This is a genomic window from Arachnia sp. (genome assembly GCF_057238465.1).
Genome location: NZ_DBHHFZ010000003.1, coordinates 200,616 through 213,367 on the forward strand (window position 1 = coordinate 200,616; position 12,752 = coordinate 213,367).

General features: G+C 68.4%; 12 protein-coding genes. 5 read left to right on the forward strand and 7 right to left on the reverse strand.

The features are described 5' to 3' along the window. Positions 1 to 4: 4 nt before the first annotated feature. On the forward strand, positions 5 to 1,150 hold the full coding sequence (locus ACO6D6_RS04905) for a hypothetical protein (RefSeq protein WP_484783711.1): 1,146 nt from the start codon (positions 5 to 7) through the stop codon (positions 1,148 to 1,150). On the opposite strand, the gene ACO6D6_RS04910 is transcribed toward ACO6D6_RS04905, so the two are convergent. Continuing rightward, positions 1,068 to 2,351 (reverse strand): glycosyltransferase family 2 protein, encoded by a 1,284-nt coding sequence (locus ACO6D6_RS04910; protein ID WP_484783713.1) that lies wholly within the window; start codon positions 2,349 to 2,351, stop codon positions 1,068 to 1,070. The genes ACO6D6_RS04905 and ACO6D6_RS04910 overlap by 83 nt on opposite strands. An 80-nt stretch (positions 2,352 to 2,431) precedes the next feature. Here ACO6D6_RS04910 and ACO6D6_RS04915 point away from each other — a divergent pair, with 80 nt between their 5' ends. From ACO6D6_RS04915 to ACO6D6_RS04925, 3 genes are read left to right on the forward strand one after another with little or no spacing between them, the layout of a single operon-like run. Further along, positions 2,432 to 4,588 (forward strand): hypothetical protein, encoded by a 2,157-nt coding sequence (locus ACO6D6_RS04915; protein ID WP_484783715.1) that lies wholly within the window; start codon positions 2,432 to 2,434, stop codon positions 4,586 to 4,588. Beyond that, on the forward strand, positions 4,585 to 5,442 hold the full coding sequence (locus tag ACO6D6_RS04920; RefSeq protein WP_484783717.1) for a beta-1,6-N-acetylglucosaminyltransferase: 858 nt from the start codon (positions 4,585 to 4,587) through the stop codon (positions 5,440 to 5,442). The genes ACO6D6_RS04915 and ACO6D6_RS04920 overlap by 4 nt, the downstream gene beginning before the upstream one ends. Beyond that, a complete protein-coding gene (locus tag ACO6D6_RS04925; protein WP_484783719.1) occupies positions 5,439 to 6,884 on the forward strand; it encodes an oligosaccharide flippase family protein in 1,446 nt (481 codons plus the stop codon). Before ACO6D6_RS04920 ends, ACO6D6_RS04925 begins: the two co-directional genes overlap by 4 nt. Positions 6,885 to 6,950: 66 nt before the next feature. Here ACO6D6_RS04925 and ACO6D6_RS04930 read toward each other — a convergent pair whose 3' ends face one another. Both ACO6D6_RS04930 and ACO6D6_RS04935 read right to left on the reverse strand, forming a co-directional pair. Next, the gene (locus ACO6D6_RS04930) at positions 6,951 to 7,787 is read right to left on the reverse strand and encodes a glycosyltransferase family 2 protein (RefSeq protein WP_484783721.1); all 837 of its coding nucleotides are present in this window, start codon (positions 7,785 to 7,787) and stop codon (positions 6,951 to 6,953) included. 265 nt (positions 7,788 to 8,052) lie between these two features. After that, positions 8,053 to 8,373 carry a hypothetical protein gene (locus ACO6D6_RS04935; protein ID WP_484783723.1) on the reverse strand — a complete coding sequence of 107 codons (321 nt, stop codon included), beginning with the start codon at positions 8,371 to 8,373 and terminating at the stop codon, positions 8,053 to 8,055. 97 nt (positions 8,374 to 8,470) lie between these two features. Here ACO6D6_RS04935 and ACO6D6_RS04940 point away from each other — a divergent pair, with 97 nt between their 5' ends. Then, complete coding sequence (locus ACO6D6_RS04940) at positions 8,471 to 9,040, forward strand: glycoside hydrolase family 16 protein (protein WP_484783725.1); 570 nt, start codon at positions 8,471 to 8,473, stop codon at positions 9,038 to 9,040. Positions 9,041 to 9,312: 272 nt separating this feature from the next. On the opposite strand, the gene ACO6D6_RS04945 is transcribed toward ACO6D6_RS04940, so the two are convergent. The 4 genes from ACO6D6_RS04945 to ACO6D6_RS04960 all read right to left on the reverse strand — a co-directional run bounded on the left by ACO6D6_RS04945 (position 9,313) and on the right by ACO6D6_RS04960 (position 12,469). Then, positions 9,313 to 9,669 carry a DUF2185 domain-containing protein gene (locus ACO6D6_RS04945; protein WP_484783727.1) on the reverse strand — a complete coding sequence of 119 codons (357 nt, stop codon included), beginning with the start codon at positions 9,667 to 9,669 and terminating at the stop codon, positions 9,313 to 9,315. A gap of 62 nt (positions 9,670 to 9,731) precedes the next feature. Beyond that, entirely contained in the window at positions 9,732 to 9,926 is a 195-nt protein-coding gene (locus ACO6D6_RS04950; protein ID WP_484783729.1) for a hypothetical protein, read from the reverse strand. A 31-nt stretch (positions 9,927 to 9,957) separates the two neighbouring features. Then, positions 9,958 to 10,650: a hypothetical protein gene (locus ACO6D6_RS04955; RefSeq protein ID WP_484783730.1), complete on the reverse strand. Its 693-nt coding sequence runs from the start codon at positions 10,648 to 10,650 to the stop codon at positions 9,958 to 9,960. Positions 10,651 to 10,753: 103 nt separating this feature from the next. After that, positions 10,754 to 12,469 carry a MinD/ParA family ATP-binding protein gene (locus tag ACO6D6_RS04960; RefSeq protein ID WP_484783732.1) on the reverse strand — a complete coding sequence of 572 codons (1,716 nt, stop codon included), beginning with the start codon at positions 12,467 to 12,469 and terminating at the stop codon, positions 10,754 to 10,756. Between the last annotated feature and the right edge of the window lie 283 nt (positions 12,470 to 12,752).

A 12,752-nucleotide genomic window follows, 5' to 3' on the forward strand; every position in this document is an offset into this window, starting at 1 on the left:
AATCATGGCTGAGTGCATCCTGTGCGGCTCCGACGCCGGCGTGATCGTGCTCGACCTGGGTGCCCAGCCGTCGCCGCGGCACTGGCCGCTGCCCACCGACCCGCTGCCCGACCCCACCCACGCGCTGGCGCTGCGGCTGTGCCCCGACTGCGGCCTGGCGCAGCTCGACGCCGATGACACCACCGAACCGGAGGTGCCGGTGCCGGAGCCGCGGGCTGTCGTCGACCAGGCCCGCCGGGCGGTCGCGGACCTGGGCAGGCTCGGTCACCTCGACGGCCGGGCCACGGTCGTCGAGTTCGGTTCCCCGCACGGCGGCAGTTGGCTGTCGCTGCTCGACCTGACCCCGGTCGAAGGTTCCGCGGACCTGGTGGTCGACAGCTTCGGTTTGATGCACGACCGCGACCTCCCGGCCGCCCTGGCGCGCCGCGCCGGGGCGCTGGCCGACGACGGCCTGGCCGTCTTCCTCATCCAGCCGCTGGGCGACGTCGTCGCGCAGCGCACCTGGACCGTGCTGCGGCACGGCCACTACGGCTACTTCACCCTCACGTCGCTGCGGACCGCGCTGGGAACGGTGGGGATCACCCCCACCAGTGTGCTGCGCTACGACCTCTACGGTGGGGTCGCGGTGGTGCTCGCCAGCCGCGGCGGACAACCCGACGCCGACCTGCTGGCCGCCTACGACGACGAGTCCCGGCGGGGATTGGCGATCCCGGAGGGACTCACCTGCCTGGCGGAGGCGGTCTCGGCCTCGACGGGGCGGCTGCGCAGCTACCTGGAGGGGCACCACGCCGCGGGCACGCGCCTGTTCGCCTACGGGGCCGCGTCGAAGGCCGTCGCGGAGCTGGCGATGGTGGGCGACGCCGCCGGCGCGATCCTCGCGGTCGGCGACGCGTCACCGGCCAAGCAGGGGCGCTGCATGCCCGCAAGCCGCATTCCCGTGATCAGCCCGGAGGCTCTCGTCGCGGCGGATCCCGCAGAGGTGCTGCTCCTGCTTCCGGATCTCCACGACGAGCTGCTGGCCGCGCACCCATCCCTCACGGGGCGGGTCGTGGTGCCCGGGGCCGGTCCTACCCGGATGCCCCTGCCCATCCCTCCCGATGATGCCGCCACCTGCCCAGGCACGCCTGGGCGTAACGCAGAGGACCGGTGAGTGCGCTGCGCATCTCCAACGACCCGAGCGATGCGGTGTACCCCCGCGGAAACCCGAAAACCGCGTCGGTGCCCTCCGGATCCGGCGAGCCGCCCCGGGCGATCGCCCGCATCCTGGCGACCGCACCCGGCACCTTCGTCAACGCCAGGCGAAGCAGCGACGGCGTGAACAGGATCTTCGTGCACCACGCCCCCAGCCCGGTGCCGTACCCGCGGGCCTGGGCCTTGAGCGCGGGAAGGTCGGAACGGTGACGGTGCCAGGTGATGGCCGAGGGTTCCACGCTGATGGAGTACCCGGCCGCGAGCATTCGCACGTACAGATCGATGTCCTCCGCTCCTTTGGTGGGCTGGCCGCTGCCCAGGGCGACGTCGAAGCCGCCGACGCTCTCGAAGGCCGTCCTGGTGGCCGCGGTGTTCGCACCCGTGCCGTAGGCGCCCACCTGGAAGGGAAACAGCGGCAGCTCCGGTGGCGGCGAGGACAGCGAGTACACGCGCGGTTCCCGCGCGTCGGCCCAGGTCACGCGCTGGTCGAACCACGCCTGCGTGCGGGTGCGGATCTCGCCGCTGGGCACCAGCCCGCACACCAGCCCCACGTGAGGATCCCGGGCGAACCCGCGAGCGATCCCCGTCAACCAGTGACGGTCCACCACCACGTCGTCGTCGATGAAGGCGACGTGCTCGTTCACCGCCACCCGCACCCCCCGGTTGCGGCCGCGGGAGTTCCCCGCGAGCGGTTCGTGGGCGTAGCGCACCCGGGGGTCGGGGTGGCGCAGGGCCACGTCGCGGGTCTCGGATGTGACACCTGCGTTGTCGACCACCACTACCTCGAAACCCGGGTAGTCGCTGGCCAGGACGGAATCCACCGCGTCCTTGAGCAACCGGCCCCGGTCGCGGGTGCAGATCACCACGCTGATCGGCGGCCGGGGCGGTTCCGGTTCCGGGACGGCGGCCGGAAGCTCCTCGGCGGCCCGTCGCAGATCGCCGGCCCGGACCTGCCCCTCCTCGACGCCCACCGTGACGAAACCGCGCAGGGCCTGGCCCTCGCGCGCCAGGAAACGGGCCTTGCGGTAGTTAGATCCGCCGGCCAGTTCGAGTCTCGAATCCGCTGGTGCCGATGCCAGGTCGCTAAGATCGAGTTCACCGACCCATACCGCACCGGCCCACTCGGGGTTGTCGCTGCTACGCATAGGTTGTTCCAGCATTACGTGACTCTACCCGAGAGCAGAAACCATCCACCGCCCGCAGAGCGTGACATCGCTCGCAGCAACGAGGGGGATCCCAGATGAGTACCGAGTCCCGGAAGGGCGGGCAAACAACCACCGTTCCCGCGCGTGTCTCCATCGTTCCCGACCCGGAGATGAAACCCGCCGCCGTCACGTCGCCCCCCAGGAACGCCGAGGACCTGCTGAACCAGTTCTGGTTGGCGCTGCTCGTGGCCTTTCTCGGGTTCGTGGGTGTGATGCTGACGCTCACCGGCGGCAACGGCGGTTTCCAGGGGGTGCTGGTGGCCGTTCTGCTGCACACCGTTCCCGGTCTGGCGATCGGGCTGGTGTACCGGCTGCGTGGTCTCGATCTCATCCTGTCCTGGTTCGTCGGCAGCCTGGCGGTGCTGATCCTGTGTTCGTTGCCGATGGCGCTCACCAGTTTCTGGCATCCACGGGTGATGGCTACGCTGATCCTGCTCGCCTCGACGGCGGTCGCGGTGTGGGTGGCGCGCAAACGACCGCCGAGGCTGGACACGACGTGGGTGCACCGGACGGGACGGGCGATGATCGGGCCGATCGGCGTTGCCACGGCCGGTTTCCTCATCGCGATGATCGCCGCGGCCACGCAGCACCAGCCCCCCGCCCTCTACGGCGCCGCCCTGGCCGCCGGCCCGCTGTGGTTCCTCGGGCTGGGCGCGATCGTGTTCGCCGTGTGCTGGGCGTTCTCCAGCGTCGGTGGGCGCAGCTGGAGCATCGTGCTGCTGGCAACCGTCGTCCCGATGACCCAGGCCGTGATGTACGGCACACCGACGGTGCAGGTGGCGGCCCGCCACATCGGGTTGGTGAACCTGCTGATCGCCAATGGGGGCCTGGACCGCGAGGCCGGGATCTACCAGGCCTACTCGGGTCTTTTCGCGTCCAGCGCGCTGGTGCAGCAGGCCGCGGGCTGGCCGGACCTGATGATGTACGCCGCCGTGTTCGGTGCCGTCGGCGCGGGCGTGAACTGCTTGGCGGTCGCGCAGCTGGCACGCTACTTCGTCGACGAGGAACGTGCTTGGTGGGCGGGGTTGGTGTTCGCGCTCGGTTCCAGCCTCACCACCAGCTTCTACGCCCCCCAGGTGGTCGGCCTGGCGTTCGTGACGACCGCCACCACGGCGCTGCTGCGAAACAGCACGGGCCTGAAGTGGTCGCGGGTCTGGGCCGCCCTGATGCTCTCGGTCGCCGTCGCCCCCACCCATCAGCTCAGCCCCTTCCTGGCGATGCTGATCTGCATCGCCCTGGTGGTGGTGCGGTTGATGAAGCTGTGGTGGGCGCCGTTGGTGCTGGCGGCTCCCGCCGTGGTCTGGGCGCTGTTCAACCGCGGCGTGCTGAAGTCGTACGTGTCCCTCGGCGAGCTGTTCAACGTTTTCTCGAACTTCAGGCCTCCCGCCAGGCCAAGTTCCAGCGCCCTCACCACGGATCTCGTCAACCGGATCACGTTCTGGGTGCCGTCCATCGCGCTCGTGTGCATCGGCGTCGCCGCGCTCGTCGCCCTGATCCGTTTCCGCAACCGCATGACCCTGGGGCTCGCGCTGGCCGCGGCCAGCCCGGTGGGGTTGTTCGCCGCGAACTCCTACGGTTCGGAAGGCATCTTCCGGGTTTCGTTGTTCTGCCTCCCGTGGCTCGCGATCATCGGGTCGATCAACCTGCCCCAGACCGGCCGCAGGTTCTGGACGGTGCTGTGGCACCCGATCCGCAACGCCAGTGTGGTCGCGTTGACCACGGTGTTCGTCATCGGAACCACCGGCATGGACTACACGAGGGTGATCAACCCCGAGAACGTGAAGGCCGTGACCTGGGTGGAGGAGCACATCACCGCCGACACCCAGGTGTTCACGCTGGGCAGCGAACTCGCCGAGCCGCTGCACCTGCTGGGCAAGGACATGTTCTACCTGTCCCGGGAGCTGCTGCTGCGCGACAAGACCACCGAGGTCTACCCCTCCGGGATCGGGGCCGACTACGATCCGCAGGCCGATCTGGATGTGCTCATGAAACACTGGATGGCGGCGCCGGCGAGGGTGCGTTACGTGTTGGCGAGCGACCGGATGAAGGCCTTCGACGAGCGCTACGGCCAGCAACTGGCCTCCGACCAGGCCCGCCTCGAACAGGCGCTCCGGAACACCCCCGGGGTGACCGTCGCCTACCAGGGGGACGGGGTCGCCGTGTACAAACTCCCGGAAAGCAGCGCTTCATGACCGTCGCAGTCGTTCTCCTCGCCCACGACAAACCGAAACTGCTCCGGCGGCTGGTGGGGGCGCTGGATGGGCTCCCGATCTTCCTGCATGTCGACGCGGGCGTGCCGCAGCAGATGCACGACGAACTGACCGGCGCGCTTCCCGAGCGGGTCCGGTTGCTGCCGCGGGTCTCCTCGGGGTGGGCGACCTTCGGGTTGGTGGAGGCCGAGCTCGCAGGTTACCGGGCCGCGTGCGCCACCACCGACGCCCAGCACGTCGTGATGATGACGGGGGCGGACTACCCGCTGGTCAACGTCGAGGGGCTCGTGGAGCGTTTGGGCCGGGCGCGGGGCAGGTCGTGGGCCAAGGTGCGCAGGCTGCCGATCAGGCACTGGGGTCCGATGGGTGGCTACGACCGTTTCGTGTTCGGCAACCGGGTCAGGGACCGCAAACGCGTCTGGTCGCTGATTCCCAGGCGCTGGCCGAAGGGGATTCACCCCGCGGGCGGTTCGCAGCTGAAGGTCCTCGCCCGCCACCACACCGAACTGATCCTGGAGATCGTCGATTCTCGGCCGGATCTCGTCGACTATTTCCGCACGACGTGGATCCCCGACGAGACCATGATCCCCAGCCTGCTGACCTCCCCCGCGTTCGGCGCCCGGTGGGAGTCGAGCCACCTGCCGGGGGCCGCGTGGTACATCGACTGGGGCAAACAACCCAGCCCCAACCCGCGGTGGCTGGACGAGACCGACCTCCCGGCGCTGCGCGCCGCCCGCACCCGGGAGGACTCGCCCGTTCTGTTCGCCCGCAAGTTCCGCGAGGACTCAACCGCTCTGCTGGACCGGATAGAGCAGGAGCTGTGGCCGCTGCCATGAACCCGGAGGAGACTGAAACACCCCTGGAGGAACCGGCCGGGGTCACGGGCAGGGGAGGCACCTCCGACCTGTTCGGCCGGGGAATGCTCTACGTCGTGATCTGGTCCATGCAGATGGTTGTGGCGACGGTGGTCTCCCCCGTGCTCACCCACGTCCTGCCGGTGGCGGCGTTCGGGTCGCTGTCGGCCGCCATCGCGCTCTACCAGCTGTTGATCGTTCTCACCGTGCTCGGTCTGGACCAGGCCCTCGAGATCCAGCGGGTGGAGGACGACGACCCCGCCCGCGCCCGCGGACTGCTGGCCGCCGGGTTGGCCATCGACGTGGTCATCGTCGGGGGCATTGCTTTGCTGTCGCCGCTGTGGGCGCCCGCCCTGGGTTTCTCCAGCTACACGCTGGTGCTCATCACACTGGGCTGGACCGCACCCGGCGCGGGGGTGATGCTGTCGTTGTCGCTGCTGCAGGCCGAGGACCGGTTCGCGCGGTTCGCCACCGTGTCGCTGATCTCGACGGTGGGTGGTCTGCTGCTCGGCCTGGTGCTGCTGTTCACCTGGGAGCGCACCGCGGAGGTGTACGCGCTGGGCGGGATCATCGGGCAGGTGGTCGCGCTCGCGCTGGGGTTGGCGTGGACCAGGCCACGGCTGGCGGGACTGTTCGACAAGGAGACGTTGCGTCGCGGGCTGCGTCTCGGGATTCCGCTGGCCCTCACCGGGTTGTCCACCTTCCTGCTCACCGCCGGGGACCGGTTCATCATCCAGCGCATGCTGGGCGAGGTTCAGGTGGCGCGCTACCAGGTGGCGTTCACCATCGGCAATGTCGTCACGCTCATGCTGACTTTCACCAACCGTGCCTGGTTGCCGCGCCTGAAGAACGTCGTCGACGACGCCCAGCGGTGGCGGGTGATCGCGACCTCCCGCGACGGCGTGTTCTCGCTGGTGGCATGGGCGGTGCTGGGCGTCACCGTCGCGGCTCCCACGCTGTTGCAGATCTTCGCGCCCTCCACCTACGCGCAGGAGGAGCTGGTAGCGGTGGTCGCGCTGATCGGGTTGGCGGCGTTCCCCGTCGCGGCTGCGGCGGCGAGCAGCCAGATGCTCATCACGATCCGCTGGTCGGTGCCGCTGGCGTGGGCGTCGGTGGTGGCCGTGGTGGTGAAGATCGCCGCGACCTTCGCCCTCATAGTGCCGTTCGGGCTCAACGGCACCGCGGCAGCGACCTTCCTGGCGCTGTTCGCGCAGGCGGTGGTGCTGCGACTCGCGGTGACGCGACGCCACGCCCCTGTCCGGGTGGCCTGGCCGGTGGTGGCGCTGATCGTCGCCGCGGTGGCGGGTTGCGCCGCATCGATCCTCGCCCCCCAGGAACCGGCCTGGAGGATTGCGCGGTTCGCGTTCTCCTGCTGCTGCCTGGTGCCGTTCTTCCTCGGTCTGAGACGCCTCCAGACCGCCTGACCCAAACTCCTCAAAGCTGGTTGAGCCGGGTCGTGAGGAACGAGCGACCCGAGTCGAAACCACCCCTCAGCCGGTCTTGGACGCGGACTTCCTGCCCCACAGTCGCTGTCGCACCGTCCAGGCGCGCCAGGAGACGTGGGCCGCGGCGGGCGCGAGGTGACGCAGGACGGCCGGGATCTCGTAGCGGGGATCGTTCGCGACCCGTCTCAGGAACCGGATGTGATCGTCGAGCTGCTGCCGGTTGTGGCTGTTGGAGAACGACTCCGTCCACATGCGGAACGCGGCGTGGGACTCGGATTGGCCGAACATGTCGCCGCGGGTGAGGATCCGCAGCCAGGCGTCGATGTCCATGGCGAACACGTTCGAACCGTCGAACCCGCCGATGGCTTCGTAGTCCCTGCGGCGGAACATCACGCACGCGGGTTCACCGACCGGGTTGATCCCGAACCGCACCGCCGCCCTGGCGACCTCGTGGACGCCGCGACGCCCCAGCAGGCCCGGCAGACCAGCGTTGCGGGTCAGGACCTTGCCGTTGCCGTCGATGAAGTCGCGGCGGCACGCGACGAGGGCGAGCGACGGGTCCTCCAGGAGCGCGGCCTGCGTGGCAAGGCAGTCCGGATGGATGAGGTCGTCGGCGCACACCACCTTGATCAGCTCGCCGCGGGCCTGGTCGACGGTCGCGCGCCAGTTGGCCGGCAACGGTAGGGTCTTCTCGGATCGGATGATCCGGATGCGTGGGTCGTCGAACCCGGCGATCACGTCGCTGGTGCCGTCGGTCGAGCCGTTGTCCCGGATCACCACCTCGAAGTCGGCGCGTCCGCTGGCCAGCACCGACCGCAGGGTCGCCGCGAGGGTCGACGCCCCCTGATAAACCGGGATGCAGACGGAAATGTGCGGTTTCATCACTTGTTCATCAGCCTCCCCCAAGAAGCTGCGAGCACCTACCGACCCCCCAGCCCGCTCATTCCTGCATCCTAGCGTGTCGCCCCCTGCTGATGGGACCAGCACACATTCCTGGCCCGGAGATGACTTGTGATGGCTGGATCGCAAGTTAGGGTTCTCTGGTGTACTGAAAGGGAGTGCTCTTGTTACCAAGCCGAATTGTTCGACCCCTGATGGCGCTGGGGCTTGCCACCGCGACGATCACCGGGGGACTGTTGATACAGCCTCAAAACACGGACCAGGAACTGGCCGCGACCCCCGCTTCTCTCAGCACGGAGCGGATCACCCCGAGAGCGGCACCACCAAGCTCAAGCAGCCCCACCGGCGCCGAGGCGGCCATTACGGTGACGCCGAGCCCCGCGCGGTCGACGACCACATCCCCGACGCCGGAGCAGACGCCCGTGTCGAGGTCGTCGGGCGAACGCTCGCCCCTGAACGCCCCGTCGTCCGGCGAGTCCTCTCCCAGCAGTTCCGCCTCGCCGCAGCGATCCTCCGGGAATTCGTCCGGCCAGAGCCGTTCCGACGCTGAGATCAGCGGCTGGAGCATCGACTACTTCGAAGGTTTTGACGCCTCTCTCGAGGAGCTGGGCTGGGAACACTACGGTTGGGGCAAACCCGAGGTTGGGCACGGCGCCATGGGGGTCATGTCCGACGAGAACACGTTCGTCCAAAACGGTGAGCTGATCGTGCGCACCGATTACAAAGACGGACGGTGGAACGCCGGCGGCACCAGCACGGAGAAGGTGTTCTCGGCCTCGCGTGGTCGCTGGGAGGTTCGCGCGAAGTTCCCGAAGGCCAAGGGCATCGGCTACGTCTTCCTGCTCTGGCCGAAGGACCAGGGCTGGCCGCCGGAGATCGACTTCGCCGAAGGGCGGGTCAACGGCCCCGAGATCATGGGAACCTACCACTGGGATCCCGAAAACAAGCAGGACCACAAGTTCGTCGATCACGAGGACATGACCGGATGGCACACCTACGGCGTGATCGTGGAGCAGGACTACATCATCTTCACCCTTGACGGCGAGGAGTGGGGCCGGATCGACCAGCCCAACATCACCGACAAGGAAATGTTCTGCGGTTTCCAGACCGGAGCGATGGATCCCAACGGCAAGGAGAGCCACACCGAAACCGTCGACGGTGGCCTCCCGGGTGAAAACACCCCGTCTGTCTCCGACATCCAGATCGACTACGTGGCTCACTACACCAGGAACTGAGCCGCCGGGTCACTGCCGCTGGGGCATTTTCCGTCGGGGTGCCGCGCACCCGTCCTGAGGGGCGGTCGCGGCACCCCGTCGTCCGCCAGCCCACCCGTCGAACGCCTGCCTTCCCGTCGAACGCCAGCCTTCCCGACGAACGCCAGCCTTCCCGACGGAAACGCTTGCCTTACGGACAAACGCCAGCGCTACAGCGCAAGCGTCTGACCACAAGACAAGCGAACCACCGGGAATCGGCAGCGGGAAGCTTGACGACGAGGCGCGGGTGTCTTTTACTCCGCTCGCCGGTACGGGGGAACGTAGAGGTTCTCGACCGGGATCTCCCGGCCCGTGGGGGTGTCGACGATCCGGATGCCCAGTTCGTCGCGCACGATCTGCAGGTCGGAACCGACGGGCAGGTCCCAGATGCCGATGAGGGCGGGTTCGATGGTGCACAGGTCGTTGAAGTCGACGATCTGCCAGTTTGAGGTGTCGTTGAGGTACTCGGAGGTGTCGATGTGACTCATGATCTGCCAGCCGTTGTCGGCGGGTGCCTTCGACTCGCCCCGCACCATCCAGCGCACCAGCCCCTTCTTCTCGATGACGTTGCGGGTGGCCAGGCAGGCCCCGGCTCCAGGAATGAACTCCACTGTCTCGGTCCTTTCGCAGTCTTGTATGACCTCAGCCTAACAATGGAAGCGTCTGCTTCACCTTAGTCCGGGCGGTTGCCGACGATCACGTCCCGCATCGTCGACATACGCCGCGCAAACCAGCCGTCATCATCTCCGGGGATGTCGGTCCGGGCTGGAGTGGCAACAAGGAACTGGGCGGCCGCTGGATCAAGGCGGGGTGCACCGGTTTGTTCGTTCGGCGTGGGCAACGCGTCATCTGTCAGCTTGAAGTACATGGAGGACGCGTCGCCGAGCCGGGAGCGGTGGTCAGGGGGTCCGTTTTCCCCACTGTTTCGCTTCCGGCTTGCTCAGCAGCGAGATGGTGGTTCCGGCGAGCCCCAGGCCGATCACTCCCCGGAAGACGATCCCCACCAGCAATCCTCCCGTCGTACCGTGGGGGTCGACGCTCATGGTTCCCGAGAGGTTCATGTCGATGGCGTTGATCCCCAGGTCGATCACCGTCAGGACGGCCTGCGCGTACGCGGCAACGAGCAGGACGGTGTATCCGCTCTTCTTGAGGAAGGTGATGCCCGCAACCAGGAGGGCGATGGCAGTCGCGAGAACCCCGAGGGGCTGGATGCTTCCGAGGAGACTCATCACGACGCCGAGGTTTCCGTAGTATCCGGCGCCAACCCTGTCCTGGATCATGGCGAAGGCGGCCAGCGTCCCGAGGAAAACAAAGAAACCCAGGCTACCGCTGACGATCCCGAGTACACCTGCTGCGGTCGCAGAGCCAGGACGTTTCGGCTTGGTCTCGTAGGGGTAGGGCTGGTAAGGCGTGCCGTATCCGTGTGGGGGTTGGGCCGGCCACTGCTGGGGTGGGATGGGAGGCTGCTGCGCCTGCCAGTGGGATGCCTGCCCTGGGTTGGGTTGAGCGTAGGGATCGGGTTGCCGGGGTTGCGGGTCGGTTCGGAAGTCGGGGCCCGGCTCCGTCGGGGGTTGGGGGTTCTGATCGGTCATGGGCACCTCCTGCGAGCATCGTATTGCAATTCCGGGGTCTCCGGGGATGCTGTGCCGAAGTTTCTGGCTCCCGCCACGACTGCCCATCCACCAGCGCCGACGGCTACTGGTAGCCGTCGATCAGGGCCGCGGCGACCTCCGCCCACGCCTCCCTCGTGCGGGGTTGGACCCGTTCCGGGTCGATGCGGTCGCCGTCAGCGACTGCTTGGTCGTTCGGGACCACGAACACCTGCCTGCTGTGGGTGGCCAGGTGGGTGCGCACCATGTCCTTCTGAACCCGGAGCGACACGTTGTCCTTGTCGGTGAGGACGACGATCGCCCCTTGGGCCAGTTTCGCGTAGCCGTGCTGCGAGAGCCATTCGATGGTGCTGACGGCCCTCTTGACCCCGGAGAAGGCGTAGCCGGTGGCGATCACGACGCTGTCGGCCCTGGAGAGGATCCCGCTCATGGCGTTGTGGGTCACGCCGGTGCCGCAGTCGGTGAGGATGACGGAGAAGAAGCTCTGCACCAGGTCGTGGACGCGTCTGTAGCCCTCGGCGGTGAGGCTGTCCGAGACCGCGGGGTCCTGTTCGCCCGCGACGACGTGCAGCCGGTCGACCTGGGTGATGTAGCCGGACAGGTCCGTCCAGGTCCGCACGTTGGGGATGTCGCGCACCAGGTCGGTGATGCTGCGGGGACGGACGCGCAGCATCTCCTCCTCCCCGAGCAGCCGTTCGGCCAGGTCCCCCGAGTCCGGGTCGGCGTCGATGGCGATGGGGGGCACACCACGCGCCTGGGCGAGTGCCAGGCCCACCCCGACCGCCGTCGATGTCTTGCCGATGCCGCCCTTGAAGGACAGGAACACGGTGCTGTAGGGGCGTTCCAGCGACCGGGAGATCCGGGAGTCCCGTTCCGCGAGACGGATCTGGGTCTGGCTGGGACCGAAGTTCACGCGCCCCGAGGTCAACCGGTACATCGCCCCGCGGAAACCACCCTGGGGCACGGTCTTCGGGGGGCGCACGAGCAGCGACGACGGTGGCGTCTCCTGCACGGGAGGGGTCTGGGACGGGGGCACGTTCATCGAGATCGACCGGAACGGCACGTCGGGGGAGGCCGTCGGCGGGGAGACCTCCTGCGGTTTCGGCCGCGGGGGTGGCGGCGGACCCTGCCTCGGAGGCGCATCCGGTCGCTGCGAGGAGTTCGGTCGCCGGGGTGCATTGGGTGGCGGCGGGGCCTGCCTGGGGGGCATGGTCGAGGAGGTCGCGGGCGGTAGCGCTTTCTTCGCCTCCAGCTGCCGGGGCGGTTCTGGACGCCCGGGGGGCGCCGGTTGCCGGGGCGGTTCTGGCGGTGGGGGTGCGTCCGGCGGCACCGGGGAGACGGTGCTTTCCTGGGGTTCCGGCATTCGGGCCCGCGCCGGGGAGGCCGGCACGCCGGGACCGGGCATCTGCAGTTCCGGTCTGGCCAGGGCGCGGGCGGGCGACGGCTCGGTGGCCTTGTGCTGGGGTTCCGGGTGCGTCGAATGCGCGACGGGGGCGCGTCGCGGCGCCGGCAGTGCCGCTCTGCTGGGGGCCACGGCCGGGCCGTTGCTGGATACCGCCTCGGGAGGCTGGGCGGCGGCCGCCTGTCCGTCGGCGTCCACCGTGAACCACGACACCCGGCCACCGCGGGTCTCGTCCACGCCCCGGGCGAGCACGGGCCGGCCCGCTTGGCGCGCCGCGGTGGCGAGGTGCTGGAACACCGACGAGTAGACGTTGGTGGGCACCACCATCTCGACCGGAACCCCATTGACAGTCGCATCACTTTTACCCGTAATGGTGACGTCCCAGTAGGGCGACTTCATGGGTCTCCTTCCTGTCGAGAGGGTTTCGCCGGACCCAAGGACAATGCCTGAACGGTAACTAGGCTAACCCTTGCGAAGTGCCAGCCCAATCGGCCGAACTCCTTCCGCGCGCCGGGTCCCCGGGAGCATGAAACTACTATGATTCGCCGGTCACCTGCGAGCGGCGACGCTGTTTTGGGACGGGTTTTTCCACCCTTCGGGGCCTTCTCGACGACGAATCCCCTAGTCAGCTCGAACCCGGGGTTCGGTGGCGGTCGACCCTCCGAACAAAAAGAGGACAGGT

Bases quoted from the DNA above. Each gene is read 5' to 3' on its own strand.
- ACO6D6_RS04925 (WP_484783719.1), top strand. From the start codon at position 5,439: ATGAACCCGGAGGAGACTGAAACACCCCTGGAGGAACCGGCCGGGGTC.
- ACO6D6_RS04905 (WP_484783711.1), top strand. From the start codon at position 5: ATGGCTGAGTGCATCCTGTGCGGCTCCGACGCCGGCGTGATCGTGCTC.
- ACO6D6_RS04940 (WP_484783725.1), top strand. From the start codon at position 8,471: ATGTCCGACGAGAACACGTTCGTCCAAAACGGTGAGCTGATCGTGCGC.
- ACO6D6_RS04950 (WP_484783729.1), bottom strand. From the start codon at position 9,926: ATGTACTTCAAGCTGACAGATGACGCGTTGCCCACGCCGAACGAACAA.
- ACO6D6_RS04920 (WP_484783717.1), top strand. From the start codon at position 4,585: ATGACCGTCGCAGTCGTTCTCCTCGCCCACGACAAACCGAAACTGCTC.
- ACO6D6_RS04910 (WP_484783713.1), bottom strand. From the start codon at position 2,351: ATGCTGGAACAACCTATGCGTAGCAGCGACAACCCCGAGTGGGCCGGT.
- ACO6D6_RS04960 (WP_484783732.1), bottom strand. From the start codon at position 12,469: ATGAAGTCGCCCTACTGGGACGTCACCATTACGGGTAAAAGTGATGCG.
- ACO6D6_RS04930 (WP_484783721.1), bottom strand. From the start codon at position 7,787: ATGAAACCGCACATTTCCGTCTGCATCCCGGTTTATCAGGGGGCGTCG.
- ACO6D6_RS04915 (WP_484783715.1), top strand. From the start codon at position 2,432: ATGAGTACCGAGTCCCGGAAGGGCGGGCAAACAACCACCGTTCCCGCG.
- ACO6D6_RS04955 (WP_484783730.1), bottom strand. From the start codon at position 10,650: ATGACCGATCAGAACCCCCAACCCCCGACGGAGCCGGGCCCCGACTTC.
- ACO6D6_RS04935 (WP_484783723.1), bottom strand. From the start codon at position 8,373: ATGCTCCAGCCGCTGATCTCAGCGTCGGAACGGCTCTGGCCGGACGAA.